The following is a 16,919-nucleotide window of genomic DNA, read 5'->3' on the forward strand; positions in this document are numbered from 1 at the left end:
CCATCGATTCTACACTTATTTTGCTTGTTTATATAATTATTCTACAACATGGGTATTCTTAAGGAAAGGTTCAAGGCAAAGGCAGATGAATCAGCCGTTGAAGTCAAGAATTTGCTGAAAGAGCACGGAACAAAAACGATCGGGGAAGTTCAGTTATCGCAGATCTATCAGGGGATGCGTGGTATCACCGGACTGGTAAGTGAAACATCCCTGCTGGATGCACAGGAAGGTATCCGTTTCCGTGGTTACTCCATCCCTGAATTGCAACAGAAACTCCCGAAAGCCAAAAATGGCAATGAACCTTTACCCGAAGGATTGTTCTACCTGATGCTGATTGGTGAATTGCCTACTGAAGAAGATGTTCATCATGTTACATCCGTATGGCAGCGTCGTTCACATGTACCCAACCATGTGTTTGCCGCCATCGATGCATTGCCGATCACTGCCCACCCGATGACCATGTTCGTAACCGGTATCATGGCTTTGCAAACGGAAAGCAATTTTGCCAAACGTTATGCAGAAGGCATCAACAAAAAAGACTACTGGGAACCTATTTTCGATGATGCAATGGACCTCATTGCACGTCTGCCCCGCGTAGCCGCTTATATCTACAGAAGGAAGTACAAGAATAATCAACATATCCAGCCTAATGGTTTGCTGGACTGGGCTGGTAACCTGGCGCATATGCTCGGTTTCGAGAACGAAAGCTTCAAGGAACTGATGCGTCTTTACATGACCATTCACGCAGATCACGAGGGAGGTAACGTTTCCGCACATGCGACACACCTGGTGGGTTCCGCTCTCAGCGATCCTTACCTGAGCTTAGCTGCAGGCATGAACGGTCTCGCAGGTCCCCTGCACGGCCTTGCCAACCAGGAGGTAGTGAAATGGATCTTCGAAATGCGCGAGGAGCTCAAAACTGAAACGCCTGCTAAAGACCAGATTGAAGAGTATGTGAAGAAAACACTTTCTGAAGGAAAAGTTGTTCCCGGATATGGTCATGCTGTGCTTCGCAAAACCGATCCACGCTTTACAGCACAAATGGAATTCGGTAAAAAGCATCTGGCTGAAGATCCACTGGTACAAACTGTTTGGAATGTTTATGATGCGGTGCCTCCAATTCTTCAGTCGCTCGGCAAGATCAAGAACCCATGGCCGAACGTGGATGCACACAGTGGGGCCCTGCTGGTTCACTACGGAATGGTGGAATATGAATTCTACACCGTGCTCTTCGGCGTGAGCCGCGCACTGGGAGTAATGAGCAGCCTGATCTGGGATCGCGCACTGGCGCTGCCTATAGAAAGGCCGAAGTCTGTAACTACAGAGAATGTAAAACAATGGTTGAAAGGCGAAGCTGAGATTTGGGGCGACTAGTTTCCTTACTCATCTTTCCACATTATAAAAATTAGCTCTGGTCCCTTGCGGGTCAGGGCTTTTTTTATGTGCATATTGGAAGATGCCACTAACCTTCAGGTTAGCAGGTATGGAAGTGAGCACTTCTGAATCCCGCTCTGGTAAAGGGTTTGATCTGGATGATGGTGTTGGCAGTCGATTTTCCAATGCTATTGGATTGTTAATTGCAGCTAAACTTTTTTGCACGATAATGTTTAAACATTAATTTTACATCCTAAACTTGATTTTATGGCAACATGGACAATTGATACAACACACTCAGAAGTTTCTTTTAAAGTAAAGCACCTGGTGATTTCCACTGTTACGGGGAAATTCAAAACATTTGAAGGCACAGTAGAATCTGATAAAGAGGATTTCACTGATGCGAAGATCAAATTCAATGTAAACATTAACAGTATCGATACCGGCAATGAAGGCCGCGATGGTCACCTGAAATCTGCTGACTTTTTTGATGCAGAGAAATTCCCTTCCATGAGTTTCGAATCCACCGAGCTGGTTAACCAGGGTGGTGGTGATTATGAAGTGAAGGGAAATCTTACTATCAAAGGCGTTACCAAACCTGTAGTGCTGGATGTTGAGTACGGTGGTATCCAGAAAGACTTTTACGGCAATACTGTTGCGGGTTTTGAAGTATCCGGCAAGATCAATCGCCAGGATTTCGGTCTTACCTGGAGTGCGGTTACAGAAACAGGCGGCATTGTGGTGAGCGATGAAGTGAAACTCCATATCAACGTGGAAGCGATCAAAAAAGCGTAATCGTAAATGCTCTCAATAAACAGATGTTTGAGCCGGTACAGTTTTCTGCACCGGCTTTTATTTTTTATTTGGACACAATGAACCATGCTCCTATATTTGCACTCCTGAAATCAGCCAGGTAAAAGGGGAATTAGCTCAGCTGGCTAGAGCGCTTGCATGGCATGCAAGAGGTCACCGGTTCGACTCCGGTATTCTCCACTTTTTTAAAACTGGTAGTACCAGAAACTAACAAAAAAACTGAAGGCAGCTCGTTATGAGCTGCCTTTTTTTAGTTTTATCTATCGTATTGAAAGTCAATTTCCTGCCTACTTGTTTTTTGAATATGAATCCCCTATATACCATCAATCTTTTGGGAAACATGAGACAAAACAAGCATTTAATGAGTCCTGCCTTACATTTGAGTTTACGAAAATCGAACACTTATGTTAGAAAGGAGATGAGCTTTCGTTCAATTGCTTGGTCTAAGATGATCTCAGATAATTTGCGAAAGTACGCAACAATATCTTTGCATTGCCTTACTGAACAAATTTTCAGTTTGTTAACTAATGTTTTGACTTCTTCTTTGATCTTGGGAGGCTCTTCCAGAAGTTTTTCTTCAATCTCGCTCAAAGTAGTTGATAGATTGGTAGGTATTTCTTGTTTTATGTAAATACATCTCAGAGGAACTGATAAGTCATTTTCGTCAATTCGATTGACATTACAAGTTATGCCATAAGGAAAAAGGTACTTGAATATTTCTTTCTTTTTATTAGTTGAATAGTTCTCAATAAGATCATTAAGATTTGAAATTTTTTCTTCTGATGTGGAGATTGCTAATGCGAGGAATTTGTTTTCCCTTGTTCCATTCTGCAATGCTTCTCCAAGGATGTTTATCTGGTTTTCACAGTTGGATCGGATAGTTTTATATTCTTTTGGATTTAGTGAACCGCCCAAAAGAAGCTCCCTAGCTTTATCTATTCTGAAGGTTAAATCCTCGATCTTTTTCAATAATCTTTGATGATTTAGTGAGTTTTGATCTATAGTTGCTTTCATGCTAGCTTCCAATACATAGGAGAATAATGGCTTAAAGTCTGGAAGGAGGTCAAATGAACTGGTGAATTTTTGGATGAGCATATGTACCTTGCTTACAGGGATTCTAACGCCGCATTTACTGATACAATGATAATAGTCATATTTTTTTCCTCTGCCTTGTGAACTACTTCCAGTCAAACTCTTCCCACATTTAGGGCAAATAAGAAGCCCTCGAAAAGGGAAAATAACATTCGTATGTGTATAACTGTAATGCTTTCTTTTCTTTGCTAGTACTTTTTGTACCTCCTGAAAGAGACTTTCTGAAATTAATGGATCGTGCTGGCCCACTGCGAACAACGCGTCTGCAGACTGTGACGTTTTCAGCTTGATGAGGCCACAATATGCAGGGTTTCTGAGCGCTTTCCAGAAACAGTTATAACTTCTTTGTAGACCGTTATCAAAAGCTTCATCGTATATTTCCTTGATTGAATAAATTCCATAGGCAATTTTCTGGAATGCCTGTTTCATAATCCCTGCTTGAGGTTCAACTGCCTGGATATACTTCTGGCCTGATTCCGATATTTTATTTCTGTATCCTACAGGAGCTGAACCAATCCATCGACCTTCTTTTTTAGCTCTCTCAATTCCTTCTTTTACATTTAGGGACCTTCTTGCATTCTCCACTTCTGGAATAGATAAGAAGAAAGCCATCATTATTTTATTTTCCGGGATTGTGAGATCTAGAGGTTGTTCGATAGCTTTTGCTTCAATGCCTAGTTTCAATAAATAGTTTATCATGTAGTAGGCATCACCTGTATTACGGCTAAAACGATCCCATTTAGTAACTAAAAGGAGTGAAAGGCCCTTGGGCTTTTTTATTTTATATTCAGCAATAAGCTTATTCCATTGAGGGCGATTGAAAGTTTTGGCTGAATAATCTTCAAAGAAGGTTTTTCGTATAATTATCCCATGTATTTCACAGTAGGTTCTTAGGACCTCTTCCTGATATCGTTGGGAATAGCCAGTTTGAGCTTGCTCTTCTGTACTTACTCTGATGTACAAGTCAGCAGTTTCCATGCTATTTAGTACGGTAGAAGCCAGAAAAGAGTTGCTTAGGAAGGGTTAAGCATGAAAAACGATCCATGCACGGAGTTCCTTTCCTAAGGCTTCTTCAAAATATTAGTCTAAAGTCCTTCTGAGTGTTAAATTCAGATATTTATCAGTTATCAAATTGATTAAATCATCAGTATTATTAAGTGCTAGAATTTCAGTCCTGTCAATGACAATTACTTTAATCCTATCTGCGGTCAGGGCATCCATTATTACAGAATTTGCAAATCTATAGCCGTTTAGTTGACCTGCAATTCCACTAGAGGTAATTAACAAACCTGTATTGGCTCCACGGCTTCTCAACTTTGCTACAAATTCCCTACATTTTGCACTGCTTAGTGGATTGGCCTCATTTTTACATTCCGAAATAAGAATCGGATCTAAAAAGTCGAACGGCGATCTTACTCGGTTGTTCCAGAATACAACATCAAGTTCTTGGGATCCAGTTGCATCTAGCACATTTCTTTCAGCTACTCTAACCCCATGGAATTTATCCATAAGATAAACTACAAGGTCTTCAAATATTCTTCCCTTGGCATCCGGATTGGCCGCCGCATCTGACCTGTTCAGGAAGTCTTGAATCCTTGCTTTACTGTAATTCGGCATGATTTAAGAGTTTCCGTGAACATTTTTATTTCTCTTTTCAATAAGTGTTCTTTCAAGCCCTTCGGAAGCGATGCCTTGTATAAAATCTTCCAAGTCAAAGAGAAGGATTGAATTGTATGCAGCTTTTATATCATCGAAACGTTTATTGTTTCGGTCAAGATAAAGGACAATAGCACCTTTGGCTTCTGTATTTTGTATATATCTCAAAAGTGCTTCTTCGGCTTCTAAAATCATATTGGCATTTAAGCTTCCAGCCTTAACTTCAATAAATATCGGATTGCCAAAATATGGTATAAGGTTCTTACTTCTAATTACGAGATCAACACCTCTATCAATGACTGATTCGCTTATTGAAACATTCTGAACATCAATTTTTGTAAAGGTTTCCTTTATTAGATCAAAGATTTCTCTTTCATTCGGATTCTTACGTAAGCCTGCTAGTTTGGCTAATATATTTGTTGTGTCATTTACAGATAATATATCTCTATCCTCCTTACTGACGGGTCTTTTTTTCTTGATTTTGATGTCTTGAACAAAGTTTTTCAGAGCGAGTTCAACCAATGATAAATCTTTAAAATTAGTTTGATAATAGAACTTAGAATCTAGGAAAAAGGGCACCTTGAAATCTTTATCTACAAGTATGAAGGTTGGTTTCTTTAAACCCTCCGCAACTCCAAGCTCAAATAATACGTTAGCGTTGTCTGTTTGTAATACAGCTATTACAAAGTCAGAATCTCGAATTTTTCGTCTAATTAGATCAGAAAATGAATTGCCAATTGAAAAATCGTAAAAACTGTGATGCTCAATATTTTGGCTGTCTAAGACTGATTCAAGCTTTGTTAATTCAAAATCTGCTGGCGTTGATATGTAACAGTTCACTTTTTGTTTCATGTTAATTGCGTAACTATGATATGCGTAATACTATTAGGTATTTCAAATATAATATTTAAAAGATAAATGAAGGGTGTCCTTTTCCAAAGTAGCCGTAGTCCATACTTCACCTATTGCATCGGCAAATCGCAAGGCAACTGGCTCCCCATCAGTGTAAACACATCCTTCGATACGGTTTCAATATTACAGTACTCCTTGGATATAAAAATGTATAATGGATTAGGAACTTCCATGCTAGCAATGTTTCTAATCGGAGACATAACCTTTTGATCATTGATATGCATGCTTTCATATTCAATGTAAGCAAGGGTAGAATGCCCAATGTATTTACATATATGACACAATGGAATCTCCTAGGTCTTTAAGTTCCTCAATGGCATCGTTGATCGCTTTTTTAGAGTAAGTCTTTAGCGAAAAGTCTTCATCCTCTAGGCTGTATATGCCCACCTCAACCGTTTTGACATCACAGCCGAGAAGGCTTTCAGCGATATGATGTTGAATGATGGGATACTTCAATTCATCTTGCCAAAAGGTAGTTTGCTTTTGAAAAAAGCTGGCAGCATACCCTCCCTTATCATTCATATAGATCAGTGGGATTTGGCCTGTCATTAGCAAATCGGCATTTATATCGATTCTGATATTCCTTCTTTTATCGAACAGCGTTAGACCTCTTTTTTCAGCCCGATGAGCATAGTTTTCAAGGTTTACGACAAGTTGTTCTAGCTCCTTTTGATTTTTAATCGACTCCTTGTAATTCAATGTAAATACAGTGGTCAGTTTTTTGATCGCGCCACTTAGGTTATCGCCATCATGAAAAAAGATGGCAGCCCTTTGCCAGTCCGCAAACTTAGAACGAGGAAAGAATTTCTGATCTTCTTTTGTTTCCGTTAGGGATTCGGCAAACCTTTGAGGATTGTTACGGGCTTCTTCGAGCTTTGTAATAGAGAATCTAGCCATTATATCAGTTTTACAACATTTGGATAACTAGATAGTACCTTATAGGATTGTTGTGCCATCCGATGGTACATCTTGATTACTGCTTCCTGATTAAATGCATTATTATATAACTCTGGATGGTTCGAAAGGATTTTGGGTATGTCTTTAACGGACTTGAAGGTGGCGATAAATTCAAGGTAGTCTGATAAGTTCCTTTTGCCTGTATGCTCCTCCGGTAGTGCCTTAATGTTTTCGTTAAATAAATCAACCTTATATTCTGAAAATCTTAACCCGTTGTATTCTACAGCGATACGTCTGGACATACACGGCACACATTCTCCGCAGTGCATTTTAACTCGAGAGATCTTCCAGCAACTCGCCGATTTGATGGCGGCTTTTTGCAATTGTACTGGTAGTACGGCAAATACTTCGGCTTTAGTTTTGTATAAGAAGGGATTCTCTATTGCAAAATCTTCGTTTTCTAACAGGTGGCTAAAAATTTCTTTAGCCAAGGATAGAAACAATGGATCGGCTGTATGGGTGGAGAATGGCCCGATTCTGGCTTGATTCAAAGGTAAGTGGACAGCAAACTGACCATTTTCTGCCATGAACAGCACCTTTTTCATCTTTTTCTTTTTCATTACCAAAGCGGCTAGTGTTAGAAATAAAAAGGAACGAGTACGTTGCGAGTTCTCCCTTTCCTCTGGGAAATCATATGGATTCTTATTTCTACCATAAACTTTAATTGGGAAGTAAGGTATTTCCTGTTTGTAGTGTTTGCAGAGGGCCTTATATATATCCTTCTGCGACTTATCTACTTCACTGTTGCCTTGACTGCTATGACTGACCAGAACTAGCGGTTCTTTTTTCGCTAAAAAGTCGGATGCTCCAGCCATTGAGTCAATGCCACCTGAAAAAAGCAGTACCGCTCCGGATGCTCCGTTCCAATCAAGATCAGCATTGGTTTTTCCTGCTTTTTTAACGAATGTAATCTCCCAGTTATCTTTAGACAGCACATATAAAGCATACTTTAGCTTTTTTCTTATGACGTCCCAACCCTGTTTGTGGCTAACCTCTATAGTAAGTGCTATATCCCGACAGTTTTGTTCCCTGTCCGAGCGTATAGTTGCCAGGTCAGCGGCATAAATGCCTGCCGCCACATTGAGTAGATCTTCATCTAAGGTATCTAGGTCACCAAAGTATTCCTGTGCTTTTTTGCTGCCAGTATATAGGTTTTCACCAGGTACTAGTATAAGATCAGCAGTGGAAATGCTCGTGCCTATATAAATTGAACTCATTGCTGCGTTTTTAACTTATTCACTGTGGCTGTAATAAAAACTGACCAGTCTTTTTGGGTCGATATATTCATATTGATTTCTGCCGTAAGATTGAGAGCACGTTGGCTTATTCGGTTTTTAAAATCGACCAACTCGGTGACTGTTTTGTTTCTAAAGCCGTCTCCAACACAACCGGCAATGTCACGAGAGATTACATACTTGGTCACTTCGGAGATAAATAACCTGCTAAATGCTTGTGCTGGTTGTTTGTCCCCAAAAGCCAAGGGTATGATTCTCTTGGCAAATTCTACACTGATGGAATTTCCACCATTGTCCATCAAATAATTATTCACTTTGAAGATGGCTTCCTGGAAATTTTTAGAGGTAGCTACTGCTTGGACGCAGCTATAAACGGCATTGGAGCTTAATTCTCGACTAAGAGGAATACTTTGGTTCTCTGATGCTCGCCATATCTCCGAAAGTACCCTAGCTTCAGAGATTCTATTCTTAACATAAGCCGTTCGGACCGGTTTCCAGTTGGAATCTCTGGGCGAGCTTTGGTTGACGGATGTTCCCATAGTTAAAGGAGTTTATCTTTATCTAATCGACTGAGTTCGTCCTGTAAATCTTTTGACGAGATCCGGTGTTTTACAAAAACGTTCTCCCATTTGATGGCATTTCTTTGTAATGGCCTACTGATAAATAGTTGTGAGAGTGCTCCTAGCTCACAGGCTGGGATACAGCAAATCCTTGCGCCGCATTCATTGAATAGTTCATCGGATCGTCCTTTGATCGAATCGTCCGAATCATTAAAGTGCCCACTGACAACAATGAAATATTTGAACTTATAGAAGTTCTTATAACGGTCATTGAAATCTTCGATATAACTGCTAAAACGGCGGATATCGTCTGCCTTGAATTCAAAGCCGGATTTGTAAGCTTTGGCATCGAACATCAAATTGCAGGTGGATCCTCCCAGAATAATTCCATCTGGTAGCTTTTCAAATGATCTTTCGCTTCCAAATCGCCTTCCTGGAGCACACAGCAGATAGCGTAAACATTCTTTCGTATAAATCTCGAGCAGCACGTCGGCATCACCGATTAAGCCTGTGGGAACTTTGTTGTGACCTAACTCATCCATAATGGCTGCAATACCGGGTAAGGTAACCAAACCTGTGTCGATGAATCCTCCCAGCAGCTTTTCAAATTCGGAAATTCTCAAAGTTTTTATTAGATCACTATGCCCATTGTTAGTCACTATTAATGGTGTAGCACCTTGGCCTTCAGCTACGGTGATCAGTGTTTTTGTTTGCCCGTCAGTCAACGCCTGATTGGTGACCAGTATAGCATAAGGTAGGCTGGCCCCCAAAATATCGCGTTTATGGGCTACGAAAATACAGCTATCCTTATCTGGCCGAGAAATTAGGTTTAACTTAAAACCATTAATGATTAGGGTGGTGGCTATAATACTAACATTTTCAGTCATCAAATGGGAATTGCAGTGTTGGGGCGACGACACAAACAAGCCTTAGTAAACAAGGTTTGGGTCGCCTGATTCAGTTGGGTATAATTTTAAATACTATATGGAGAGTATTTGGGCTGACTCATTAAAACTAAATCCAGCCTTAATTATTGAAAACAGGGTAGCGATTCCAATTTTTAATGGAGTAGGGATATTTCCTATGTTTTCAAAGATGCATGTACAATATACAAATAATTACAATACAAGCAAATGCAGTTATAAATTTGCTATCAGTATTACATTTATCATTAATGGGTAGTTCGTGGAAATGCAGAAGGATTATAAGAATCGAGCATATAGCAGCTTGCTTAAGTATAGTGAAGAAGAACTCTATGGTAATATGGCGTTAATTATTAAAATGTAAGTTATTCATTAAAAATAACATATGAATTATTGTTCAATTATACTCCCTCAGGGTCATGAAAGAATGTAATTATTTATTGCGAAATAAATAGTAGATAACCGATAAAATTCATATTTTAGCTTAAATATTACGCAAATTATTTTGTGGATTAATTGATATTAAATATGAAATGTTCATATTTACCTGCTGAAAAACTACATTTGTAATAGTGAAAATATATCAGGCCATAGAAGATTTTGGAGCAATTCCTATTCCTCACCATGTGATGGCATGGATACTAAGAGACTACCGCCAGCCAAATGATAAAATCAAGAATTTGGTAAAGGACGACATGTTGCTTCCTGTAAAGAGGGGTTTATATATACCAGGCAAGGCGATTAGGCGGCAACAGCCAGATCCATTTTTAATTGCAAACCATATCATGGGGCCCAGTTATGTATCGTTGGACAGCGCCTTGTCGTATTATGCACTCATACCTGAAAAAGTTTTTTCCACTACTTCCGTTACCATCAAACAAAGCAAGAAATATTCAACAAAAGTGGGTGTTTTTACCTATACAAGGCTGCCATTGCCGTACTATAGCTTTGGAATAAAGAGTATAGAGGTTTCACATAACCAACGTTTTTTAATTGCTACACCAGAAAAAGCACTGTTTGATAAAATCATAACTACGCCCGGTGTTGAGCTGCGCAGTATTAAGGCCACTAAAGCTTACCTCGATGAAGATCTGAGAATTGATCTGGATGTGGTGAAGTCGATGAATTTTAACCTAATGAAAGAATGGAGTGAACATGCACCCAAAAGTTCATCCCTAAACATGTTACTAGAAACATTGGAAGCATTATGATAAAGGAATGGTTAGAATCTTACCAGCCAGCTAACAGGGAAGAAGCCACTGCCGCTTTACGAGAAATTATGCAAGAAGTAGCACTTGCAGGTCTTTCTCGAAGCGGCTTTTATAGTAAAGCGGCTTTTTATGGGGGGACTGCATTACGCATATTTTATAAACTGGATCGCTATTCCGAAGACCTGGACTTTTCACTATTGCAGGAGGATGAACAGTTTTCTTTTCAGCCATATATGGATGCCATTGTGGATGAGTTTAGTGCTCAGGGTATGCAAGTGGCCATTGCAGAGAAAAAGAAAACTGCCCAATCCAATGTAGAATCTGCATTCTTAAAATCGGAAACCATCTGGAAAGAGCTGGTGTTGGAAAGTATCGTCCCTGAGCAACATATAAAACAAGTGGCTCGTATAAAAATTAAGATTGAAGTGGATAAGAAACCGCCACTGGGCTTTGCTACCGAGGAAAAACTGCTCACCAGGCCATTCTCATTTTATGTAAACTGCTTTTCCCTTCCTGATTTGTTTGCCGGAAAAATGCATGCATTGCTTTTCAGGCAATGGAAAAACAACGTGAAAGGTCGGGATTGGTACGATATGGAATGGTACATCAAGCAAGGAGTACTCATGAATTTGCAGCATTTCCTGTTAAGGGCGAAAGGTAGTGGTAATTGGACCCAGGAAGATATGACGGAGGCGCAGTTTCGAGAGTTGCTTCGCAATAGAATTGATACAATAGATCTGGATCGCGCCAAAGAAGATATTGCGCGGTTTATCAGGGATCCCAGGGTGCTGAATATTTGGTCGCCCAAGTATTTTCATGATCTGGTTGAGCGAATTAAAATTTCCTCGAAATAGGTAGATTGCTCTTATCGTGACCGCTTAGCATGTAAAACATTTTAAAAATACGCGAATGGAGCCTCATCCCTTTCATAATGACGCCGCTGGCAATAATGGAGAGCATGAACATCTGTTCAAATGGATAAGTAATGAAAATTTTCAGCTTTTACCTGTAGGAACCCACCTTGATGGCATCGCAAATACTCTTGCACAGGATTGGCCTGATTGCTGCCCATGGCATCAGAGCCTCGTCAAAAACATAGACGATTATATTGAGAAGTTTCCCCATTGTTGCGAGTTGCATGCCAAACTCGATCCTGCGCCCTCTTGGTTTAAGCGCGAAGTATGGATAGGCACTCTTCGTCAACGATTACTCGACACCTACAGACAGACCGAGAATTTGTGGAACGCAAAAATAGATGAGCCGGACTATTATGAACATATTTCGGAGTTTGTTGAGTATGCCTTTTATAGTTTTGGGCAACTGCCACGCGGCTATGGGTCAACCATAGGGGCTAGTTTATATATTAGTTTTTTAAAGGATATTGTTGCCAGGCTTAAAGAGAATGATCCTGAAAAAGCAAGGAGAATCAGTGAATTTATTGAAGGCTTCTACTTACAAAAAGAAACTGTACCAGAAACTGATGTCAAGTTACTTTTTGAAAAATATAGTAACTGGCTGGAGATGTTTCCCTGGCAAATTGCCTATTTATCTCCTCTAAAGCAATACTTTGCCAGCCAAATCCCCATCCTGGATGGTAGCCCGAAGGTCAACCGATACTCCGGCTTGGCTAAAGCACCAATGATTACCGTGAAAAAAATGATGAATTACATCATCCAAACGACAAACACCATCCTTACTACAGTAAACGCGCAAGTGCTGTTGGAGAAAAATAAGCTCACAGATCTGGAAAAGAGGGAAATTGAGGTAATTGGCGCACGCAGGCGGCATGAGCTCCGGCAACTCGGGCAAAATGCTAAAGATGAACGTGCGAAAGTGAGCCGTACCCTTAAGCAATGGTTCAGTGGTGAGCAGCGGTATTTAAGGGACATGAAGCCGCATTGGGAAAAAATGGAGCGCAGCCGCGCTGGCAAAGCTGTAGCGCAAGAGCCTGTGGTGGTGGATATCCATGCGATCGAGAATAAATTTTGTCCAAAAATGCCCCTTTCGGAGGCGCTGAAACACTTTGGCAAACTAACGACTTACACTGCTAAAAACGGGAAGCCGTATTTCAACCAGGAACAATTTCATTTATTTATAGCCCGTGCCTTCGGGCAGAAAACGGGCATCCCGACTCAGCGAATTAACTTTGGCCAGGGCGATAAACGCCTTATCATCTCGCTGTTTGCTGAATTTGCGGCCAATGCCAGTCGGCAATATGAGGCGAGTGGTCACACTAAATTGAAATACGTGAAGTTGCTTTGCGATCACATTGAAGGGTTTGACGAGAAGAAAGTAATGATCAATTTTAAGATCATATCAGGCGCCTGGGACTGAAAATACTTTTTTTCTACCCGTCGTACAGTTTTTCCATACGCGGGCACGCAGCCAGTAAGTTTGCCATAAAAGAAACGAGATGGCAACACCTGAGAAAAAAATTAAGATAAATCTGCTGGGACTGCTGCGAATAGAAGGGGATAACCTGAAGTTTAATCAGCTATGTATATTAATTGTAATATTAGTATTGAGCTGTATGCTGCTACTCGCAGCAATTTATATGTTTGGCTGCTTATTTACCCCCTCAGCCTCTACGCTTCCCCTCAAGCGGGCAGCAATGGAATTAATACGGGCTCCATGAAATACGCTTTACACGAGTCTAACGGTTATAACCCTGCCCATTACCTACTTTTTGCCATCAGTCGTCAAAAACGTATTTATCCAACCTCGACCGTTTATAGATTCAAAAACATTTGAACCTTCCATCCGTTGTCACCAATGGTCAGCCAAAAACCAATCTCGCCGAAAAGTCCAAGGCTGAGAAATCTCGAAAGTCAACTATTCAAACGTAGTTGTTCAATCCATGACTGAAATTTTGTCATACCCATAAAAGTCACCAATCTTTCTTTAGAACCTTCCAACAAGTATCAACTTCAACTTATTTTTCAAGTTACTTTTACTCTGAATTAGGTAATTCTTGTCAAAAGAAATTAGGGGTTAAGGATGACCAACACATACCGGTAATTCGGAATGTGTTGGTCTGTACTGATACTTTATGGTAGTCCAATGAAGTCTAAAGCAACTAAAATCGGCAAAATTGATTCAATTGGGTTCCCACCTACTCCACGAAATAGTATAATTATTTTTAATAGGTAAGTCACTCAGACTTACCTGTTTTTTTGTACTAAAGGCTGGGTTTTTATCTCCAATCTAATTGATCCAGCGTGTATTAAGAGTATAACTTTTTGATAATGGAATTTGATGGCAATAATATTTTGGGGAGCTACTATTTTATGTGATGAAAAGTAATTGTTGAATCGAACACAAAAGCAACGTGTAGTCGAACACTACTGCAAAATCATATCAACGAGGAATTTAAGGAAGCCAATTATATGTTTTGCTTGGTTTGTAGAAACATTAGAGTTCTCGACTATAGTTAGAGTGAGCTTATCCGTTATTAGTTTAGTAATATCATTATAAAGACTTTCCTCTACACCTCACGTTTTCCCGTAACCGTAAAGATTGGATGCAATAACTTATCAATATTCGCAGCAGAAAATGAGTCATCCAATACCTCGATACCGTAAGGGTATACCCATTTCGCAAACTCCTGCTGATTTTCAATTTTTATTAAATCGAATAAGCGGGCAAAATCAGAAAACTTCTCAAGCACATCTTTGTTGATATTTTTAATTCTGGTTATTTCAATTTCAGAGTTTTTTAGAGTACCCCGAAGTATATGTAACTGGGCAGTACATTCTTCAATAAATATTTTGTATTCATCTGGATCAATAGAACCCTCTAAAAGTAAAGCTCTTATTTTCTGTGGTTTCTGTTCGCAGATTTCTATTTTCCTGAGAAGCCTTCCGGATCTTGTTAGTTCGTGTTGGAGTAGATCCTGGATCGAATTATATACTATCTGCTGTAGAATGAATTTGTGAAAATCTGTAAGGTTCAGTGATTCTAGCAGAAGACGGAATTTTTGATGAATTACATTTGCAGGGAACCTTGTCCCACATTTGGATTGGCAATGGTAATAGTAGTAAACCTTTTCTGTCCTATTCTTTGATCCGCTGCCAGTCAACATTTTACCGCATTTGGGACATTTTAGAATACCTCGTAAGGGTAGATAGGGGTTGGATTTTGATTTTCTTGGGTTGATCTTTTTTCTGTTTAGAAGTGATTGAACTTTAAAGAAAACTTCATCTTCTATAATAGCCTCATGTAAACCCTCAATGAATAGTGGAGAGTTTTGAGTATCATCTTTTATAAGGATCTTACCGCAGTAAATTGGATTTCGGATCGCTCTCAGAAAAGCATTAAAACTTCTTGGATAGCCTAAGCTCACAATGTTTTGGTAGGTTTTAATAAAAGGTGTAGATTTTTGGCAATATCTATAAATGCCATTTTCATATACCTTGCTTCGGTTTGAACTACTTCAATATATTTCTCCCCATTTTCCCTGATTCTATTTACATATCCATATGGTGCCAGCCCTAGCCATCGCCCTTCTTTAGCCCCTTTCCTCAATCCTTTTTTTATTTCCATTGATCGCCTAGTATTTTCTACTTCCGGAATTGTCAAGAAGAAGGCCATCATCAATTTATTCTCAGGGATGGAAAGATCCAGAGGCTGTTCTACTGCCTGTACTTCTATTCCAAGTTTTGAGAGCTTGTCTAGCATGGAATAGGCGTCCAAGGTATTTCTGCTGAATCTATCCCATCTTGTGATGAGTAGTAATCGAGGAGTTTGCAGCTTATGAGATTTGTATTGCGCAAACAGCTTGCTCCAGTTTGGTCTGTTGAAGGTTTTGGCGGAAAAATCTTCTAAAACAATGTTAGAGATTTCGATTGAGTTTATTTCGCAAAATGTTCGTAAGATTTCTTCCTGGTAGCGTTGAGAGAAGCCAGTTAGTTTTTGTTCTTCGGTACTTACGCGAATATATAAATCTGCGGATTTCATGATGCACAGATTTAGGTAACTCAAAGATAAGCACAGCTGGGGTTATATCTTAATAAGCATTGTATTGAGTTGATTAACAATGGAGTGGTGCTTCCATTATTTACTTAAAAAGGCCTCCTTATTCAAAAAAAAATGTATATTGGAATACCAGGCCCACATTTGATTAGAGATTCCTTATATATGAAAATAGATCCTATTCACTTATGAATGTTAATGTCCTTCAAGCAGATAAAGGCGACTGTTTCATCTTATCGTGGGTACATGAAGAGAAACAAGTACAATTAATGATAGATTCTGGGATTAAATCGACTTATAAATCTATTAAGCATATTCTTCGCGATAATAATACACTCTCGGCGATAATAATAACCCATGTTGACTATGACCATGTTGGAGGTTTGTTTAGCCTTCTAGATGACCCTTCCATGAAATTGAGTGACGATTGTCATATTTTTTTGAACACCCCGAATTTAGTTTTAAAGAAAGAAGAAGGGGAGAAAGTAGGAATTCAGCATGGGATTAAACTAGAAAAAGTGTTGTTAGAAAAGAAAGTGAAATGTTTACCAATGTATGTTGGAATATTTCCGAATGATGAATTGCAAGTTAAAGGGTTGAGGTTAAAAATACTATCACCAACTAAATCAATATTAGAAAAATTGAGTGAAAAATGGACTGCTGAGGAAATCCAAAAAATGTATTTGCAAGAGCAAGATAGTATTGATGAAAAAGTGAGCCGAAAAAATAGAGATGAGGCAACAAGTATAACCGAATTAAATTCAAGGCAGGAACAATTTCATAAAGTTGAGGATGATTTGGTTAATTCTTCTTCCATTTCATTTATTGCTGAAGTTGATAGTAAAAGGTGGCTTTTTCTTGGCGATTCAAATCCCATAGTAATTGAAGAAAGTATCAGATTGAATGGTTGGAATGAGCAGAATAAGTTAAAAGTTGATTTTGTAAAAATTTCTCACCATGGATGTAAGTATAATACTAGTCGTTCTTTATTGAGTATGTTAGAATGTTCCAGTTTTATAATCTCAACAAATGGAAGCGGCCCATATTACCATCCCGATAAAGAAACAATTGCTAAGATTATTGAATTCGGGGCAAGAGATTCGGAAGGATATATTGATATTTATTTTAATTATCCATTAGTAGTAGCAGATCTATTTCCTTCAAATGCCCTTCACGAAAACAAGGTGAGAATTAAAATATCAAATAATTATTGAG

Annotated in this window: 15 protein-coding genes and 1 tRNA gene; 7 read left to right on the forward strand and 9 right to left on the reverse strand. The window is 39.2% G+C overall.

Annotation, left to right across the window (positions count from 1 at the left end):
* The first annotated feature begins 48 nt into the window (after positions 1-48).
* The 3 genes from D9Y29_RS18960 to D9Y29_RS18970 all read left to right on the forward strand — a co-directional run bounded on the left by D9Y29_RS18960 (position 49) and on the right by D9Y29_RS18970 (position 2,367).
* Positions 49-1,374 (forward strand): citrate (Si)-synthase, eukaryotic, encoded by a 1,326-nt coding sequence (locus D9Y29_RS18960; protein ID WP_127131150.1) that lies wholly within the window; start codon positions 49-51, stop codon positions 1,372-1,374.
* Between the two features lie 267 nt (positions 1,375-1,641).
* Positions 1,642-2,169, forward strand: a complete 528-nt coding sequence (locus D9Y29_RS18965) for a YceI family protein (RefSeq protein WP_127131152.1) — start codon at positions 1,642-1,644, stop codon at positions 2,167-2,169.
* A 124-nt stretch (positions 2,170-2,293) separates the two neighbouring features.
* Positions 2,294-2,367 (forward strand) — tRNA-Ala (locus D9Y29_RS18970).
* 222 nt (positions 2,368-2,589) lie between these two features.
* Here D9Y29_RS18970 and D9Y29_RS18975 read toward each other — a convergent pair.
* From D9Y29_RS18975 to D9Y29_RS19005, 7 genes are all read right to left on the reverse strand, one after another.
* Positions 2,590-4,257: a recombinase family protein gene (locus tag D9Y29_RS18975; RefSeq protein WP_127131154.1), complete on the reverse strand. Its 1,668-nt coding sequence runs from the start codon at positions 4,255-4,257 to the stop codon at positions 2,590-2,592.
* Between the two features lie 102 nt (positions 4,258-4,359).
* Positions 4,360-4,896, reverse strand: a complete 537-nt coding sequence (locus D9Y29_RS18980) for a restriction endonuclease (RefSeq protein WP_127131156.1) — start codon at positions 4,894-4,896, stop codon at positions 4,360-4,362.
* Positions 4,897-4,899: 3 nt separating this feature from the next.
* Positions 4,900-5,787: a TIR domain-containing protein gene (locus D9Y29_RS18985; RefSeq protein ID WP_127131158.1), complete on the reverse strand. Its 888-nt coding sequence runs from the start codon at positions 5,785-5,787 to the stop codon at positions 4,900-4,902.
* 327 nt (positions 5,788-6,114) lie between these two features.
* Positions 6,115-6,744: a hypothetical protein gene (locus tag D9Y29_RS18990; protein WP_127131160.1), complete on the reverse strand. Its 630-nt coding sequence runs from the start codon at positions 6,742-6,744 to the stop codon at positions 6,115-6,117.
* Positions 6,744-8,021 (reverse strand): 7-cyano-7-deazaguanine synthase, encoded by a 1,278-nt coding sequence (locus tag D9Y29_RS18995; protein ID WP_127131162.1) that lies wholly within the window; start codon positions 8,019-8,021, stop codon positions 6,744-6,746. The genes D9Y29_RS18990 and D9Y29_RS18995 overlap by 1 nt, the downstream gene beginning before the upstream one ends.
* Positions 8,018-8,578, reverse strand: coding sequence for a hypothetical protein (locus D9Y29_RS19000; protein WP_127131165.1), 561 nt, complete (start codon positions 8,576-8,578; stop codon positions 8,018-8,020). The genes D9Y29_RS18995 and D9Y29_RS19000 overlap by 4 nt, the downstream gene beginning before the upstream one ends.
* A gap of 2 nt (positions 8,579-8,580) precedes the next feature.
* A complete protein-coding gene (locus tag D9Y29_RS19005) occupies positions 8,581-9,486 on the reverse strand; it encodes a hypothetical protein (RefSeq protein WP_127131167.1) in 906 nt (301 codons plus the stop codon).
* A 608-nt stretch (positions 9,487-10,094) separates the two neighbouring features.
* Between D9Y29_RS19005 and D9Y29_RS19010 the strand changes: the two genes are divergently transcribed.
* The 3 genes from D9Y29_RS19010 to D9Y29_RS19020 are packed head-to-tail and all read left to right on the forward strand — an operon-like array spanning position 10,095 to position 13,067.
* Entirely contained in the window at positions 10,095-10,733 is a 639-nt protein-coding gene (locus D9Y29_RS19010; RefSeq protein ID WP_206513828.1) for a type IV toxin-antitoxin system AbiEi family antitoxin domain-containing protein, read from the forward strand.
* Positions 10,730-11,587, forward strand: coding sequence for a nucleotidyl transferase AbiEii/AbiGii toxin family protein (locus D9Y29_RS19015; protein ID WP_127131169.1), 858 nt, complete (start codon positions 10,730-10,732; stop codon positions 11,585-11,587). Before D9Y29_RS19010 ends, D9Y29_RS19015 begins: the two co-directional genes overlap by 4 nt.
* A gap of 55 nt (positions 11,588-11,642) precedes the next feature.
* Positions 11,643-13,067: a hypothetical protein gene (locus D9Y29_RS19020; RefSeq protein ID WP_127131171.1), complete on the forward strand. Its 1,425-nt coding sequence runs from the start codon at positions 11,643-11,645 to the stop codon at positions 13,065-13,067.
* Between the two features lie 1,150 nt (positions 13,068-14,217).
* Here the strand turns inward: D9Y29_RS19020 and D9Y29_RS19025 are convergent.
* A complete protein-coding gene (locus D9Y29_RS19025) occupies positions 14,218-15,075 on the reverse strand; it encodes a recombinase zinc beta ribbon domain-containing protein (protein WP_164735478.1) in 858 nt (285 codons plus the stop codon).
* Complete coding sequence (locus D9Y29_RS19030; protein WP_127131175.1) at positions 15,072-15,689, reverse strand: recombinase family protein; 618 nt, start codon at positions 15,687-15,689, stop codon at positions 15,072-15,074. Before D9Y29_RS19030 ends, D9Y29_RS19025 begins: the two co-directional genes overlap by 4 nt.
* Positions 15,690-15,892: 203 nt before the next feature.
* Between D9Y29_RS19030 and D9Y29_RS19035 the strand changes: the two genes are divergently transcribed.
* Positions 15,893-16,918: an MBL fold metallo-hydrolase gene (locus D9Y29_RS19035; protein WP_127131177.1), complete on the forward strand. Its 1,026-nt coding sequence runs from the start codon at positions 15,893-15,895 to the stop codon at positions 16,916-16,918.
* Position 16,919 lies beyond the last annotated feature (1 nt).

This window comes from Pseudoflavitalea rhizosphaerae (genome assembly GCF_003991355.1).
GTDB classification, from domain to species: Bacteria; Bacteroidota; Bacteroidia; order Chitinophagales; family Chitinophagaceae; genus Pseudobacter; species Pseudobacter rhizosphaerae.

What these genes read in the sequence shown, in the direction of transcription:
- D9Y29_RS18960 (WP_127131150.1), top strand. Translation starts at nt 49, where the DNA reads ATGGGTATTCTTAAGGAAAGGTTCAAGGCAAAGGCAGATGAATCAGCC.
- D9Y29_RS18965 (WP_127131152.1), top strand. Translation starts at nt 1,642, where the DNA reads ATGGCAACATGGACAATTGATACAACACACTCAGAAGTTTCTTTTAAA.
- D9Y29_RS18975 (WP_127131154.1), bottom strand. Translation starts at nt 4,257, where the DNA reads ATGGAAACTGCTGACTTGTACATCAGAGTAAGTACAGAAGAGCAAGCT.
- D9Y29_RS18980 (WP_127131156.1), bottom strand. Translation starts at nt 4,896, where the DNA reads ATGCCGAATTACAGTAAAGCAAGGATTCAAGACTTCCTGAACAGGTCA.
- D9Y29_RS18985 (WP_127131158.1), bottom strand. Translation starts at nt 5,787, where the DNA reads ATGAAACAAAAAGTGAACTGTTACATATCAACGCCAGCAGATTTTGAA.
- D9Y29_RS18990 (WP_127131160.1), bottom strand. Translation starts at nt 6,744, where the DNA reads ATGGCTAGATTCTCTATTACAAAGCTCGAAGAAGCCCGTAACAATCCT.
- D9Y29_RS18995 (WP_127131162.1), bottom strand. Translation starts at nt 8,021, where the DNA reads ATGAGTTCAATTTATATAGGCACGAGCATTTCCACTGCTGATCTTATA.
- D9Y29_RS19000 (WP_127131165.1), bottom strand. Translation starts at nt 8,578, where the DNA reads ATGGGAACATCCGTCAACCAAAGCTCGCCCAGAGATTCCAACTGGAAA.
- D9Y29_RS19005 (WP_127131167.1), bottom strand. Translation starts at nt 9,486, where the DNA reads ATGACTGAAAATGTTAGTATTATAGCCACCACCCTAATCATTAATGGT.
- D9Y29_RS19015 (WP_127131169.1), top strand. Translation starts at nt 10,730, where the DNA reads ATGATAAAGGAATGGTTAGAATCTTACCAGCCAGCTAACAGGGAAGAA.
- D9Y29_RS19020 (WP_127131171.1), top strand. Translation starts at nt 11,643, where the DNA reads ATGGAGCCTCATCCCTTTCATAATGACGCCGCTGGCAATAATGGAGAG.
- D9Y29_RS19030 (WP_127131175.1), bottom strand. Translation starts at nt 15,689, where the DNA reads ATGAAATCCGCAGATTTATATATTCGCGTAAGTACCGAAGAACAAAAA.
- D9Y29_RS19035 (WP_127131177.1), top strand. Translation starts at nt 15,893, where the DNA reads ATGAATGTTAATGTCCTTCAAGCAGATAAAGGCGACTGTTTCATCTTA.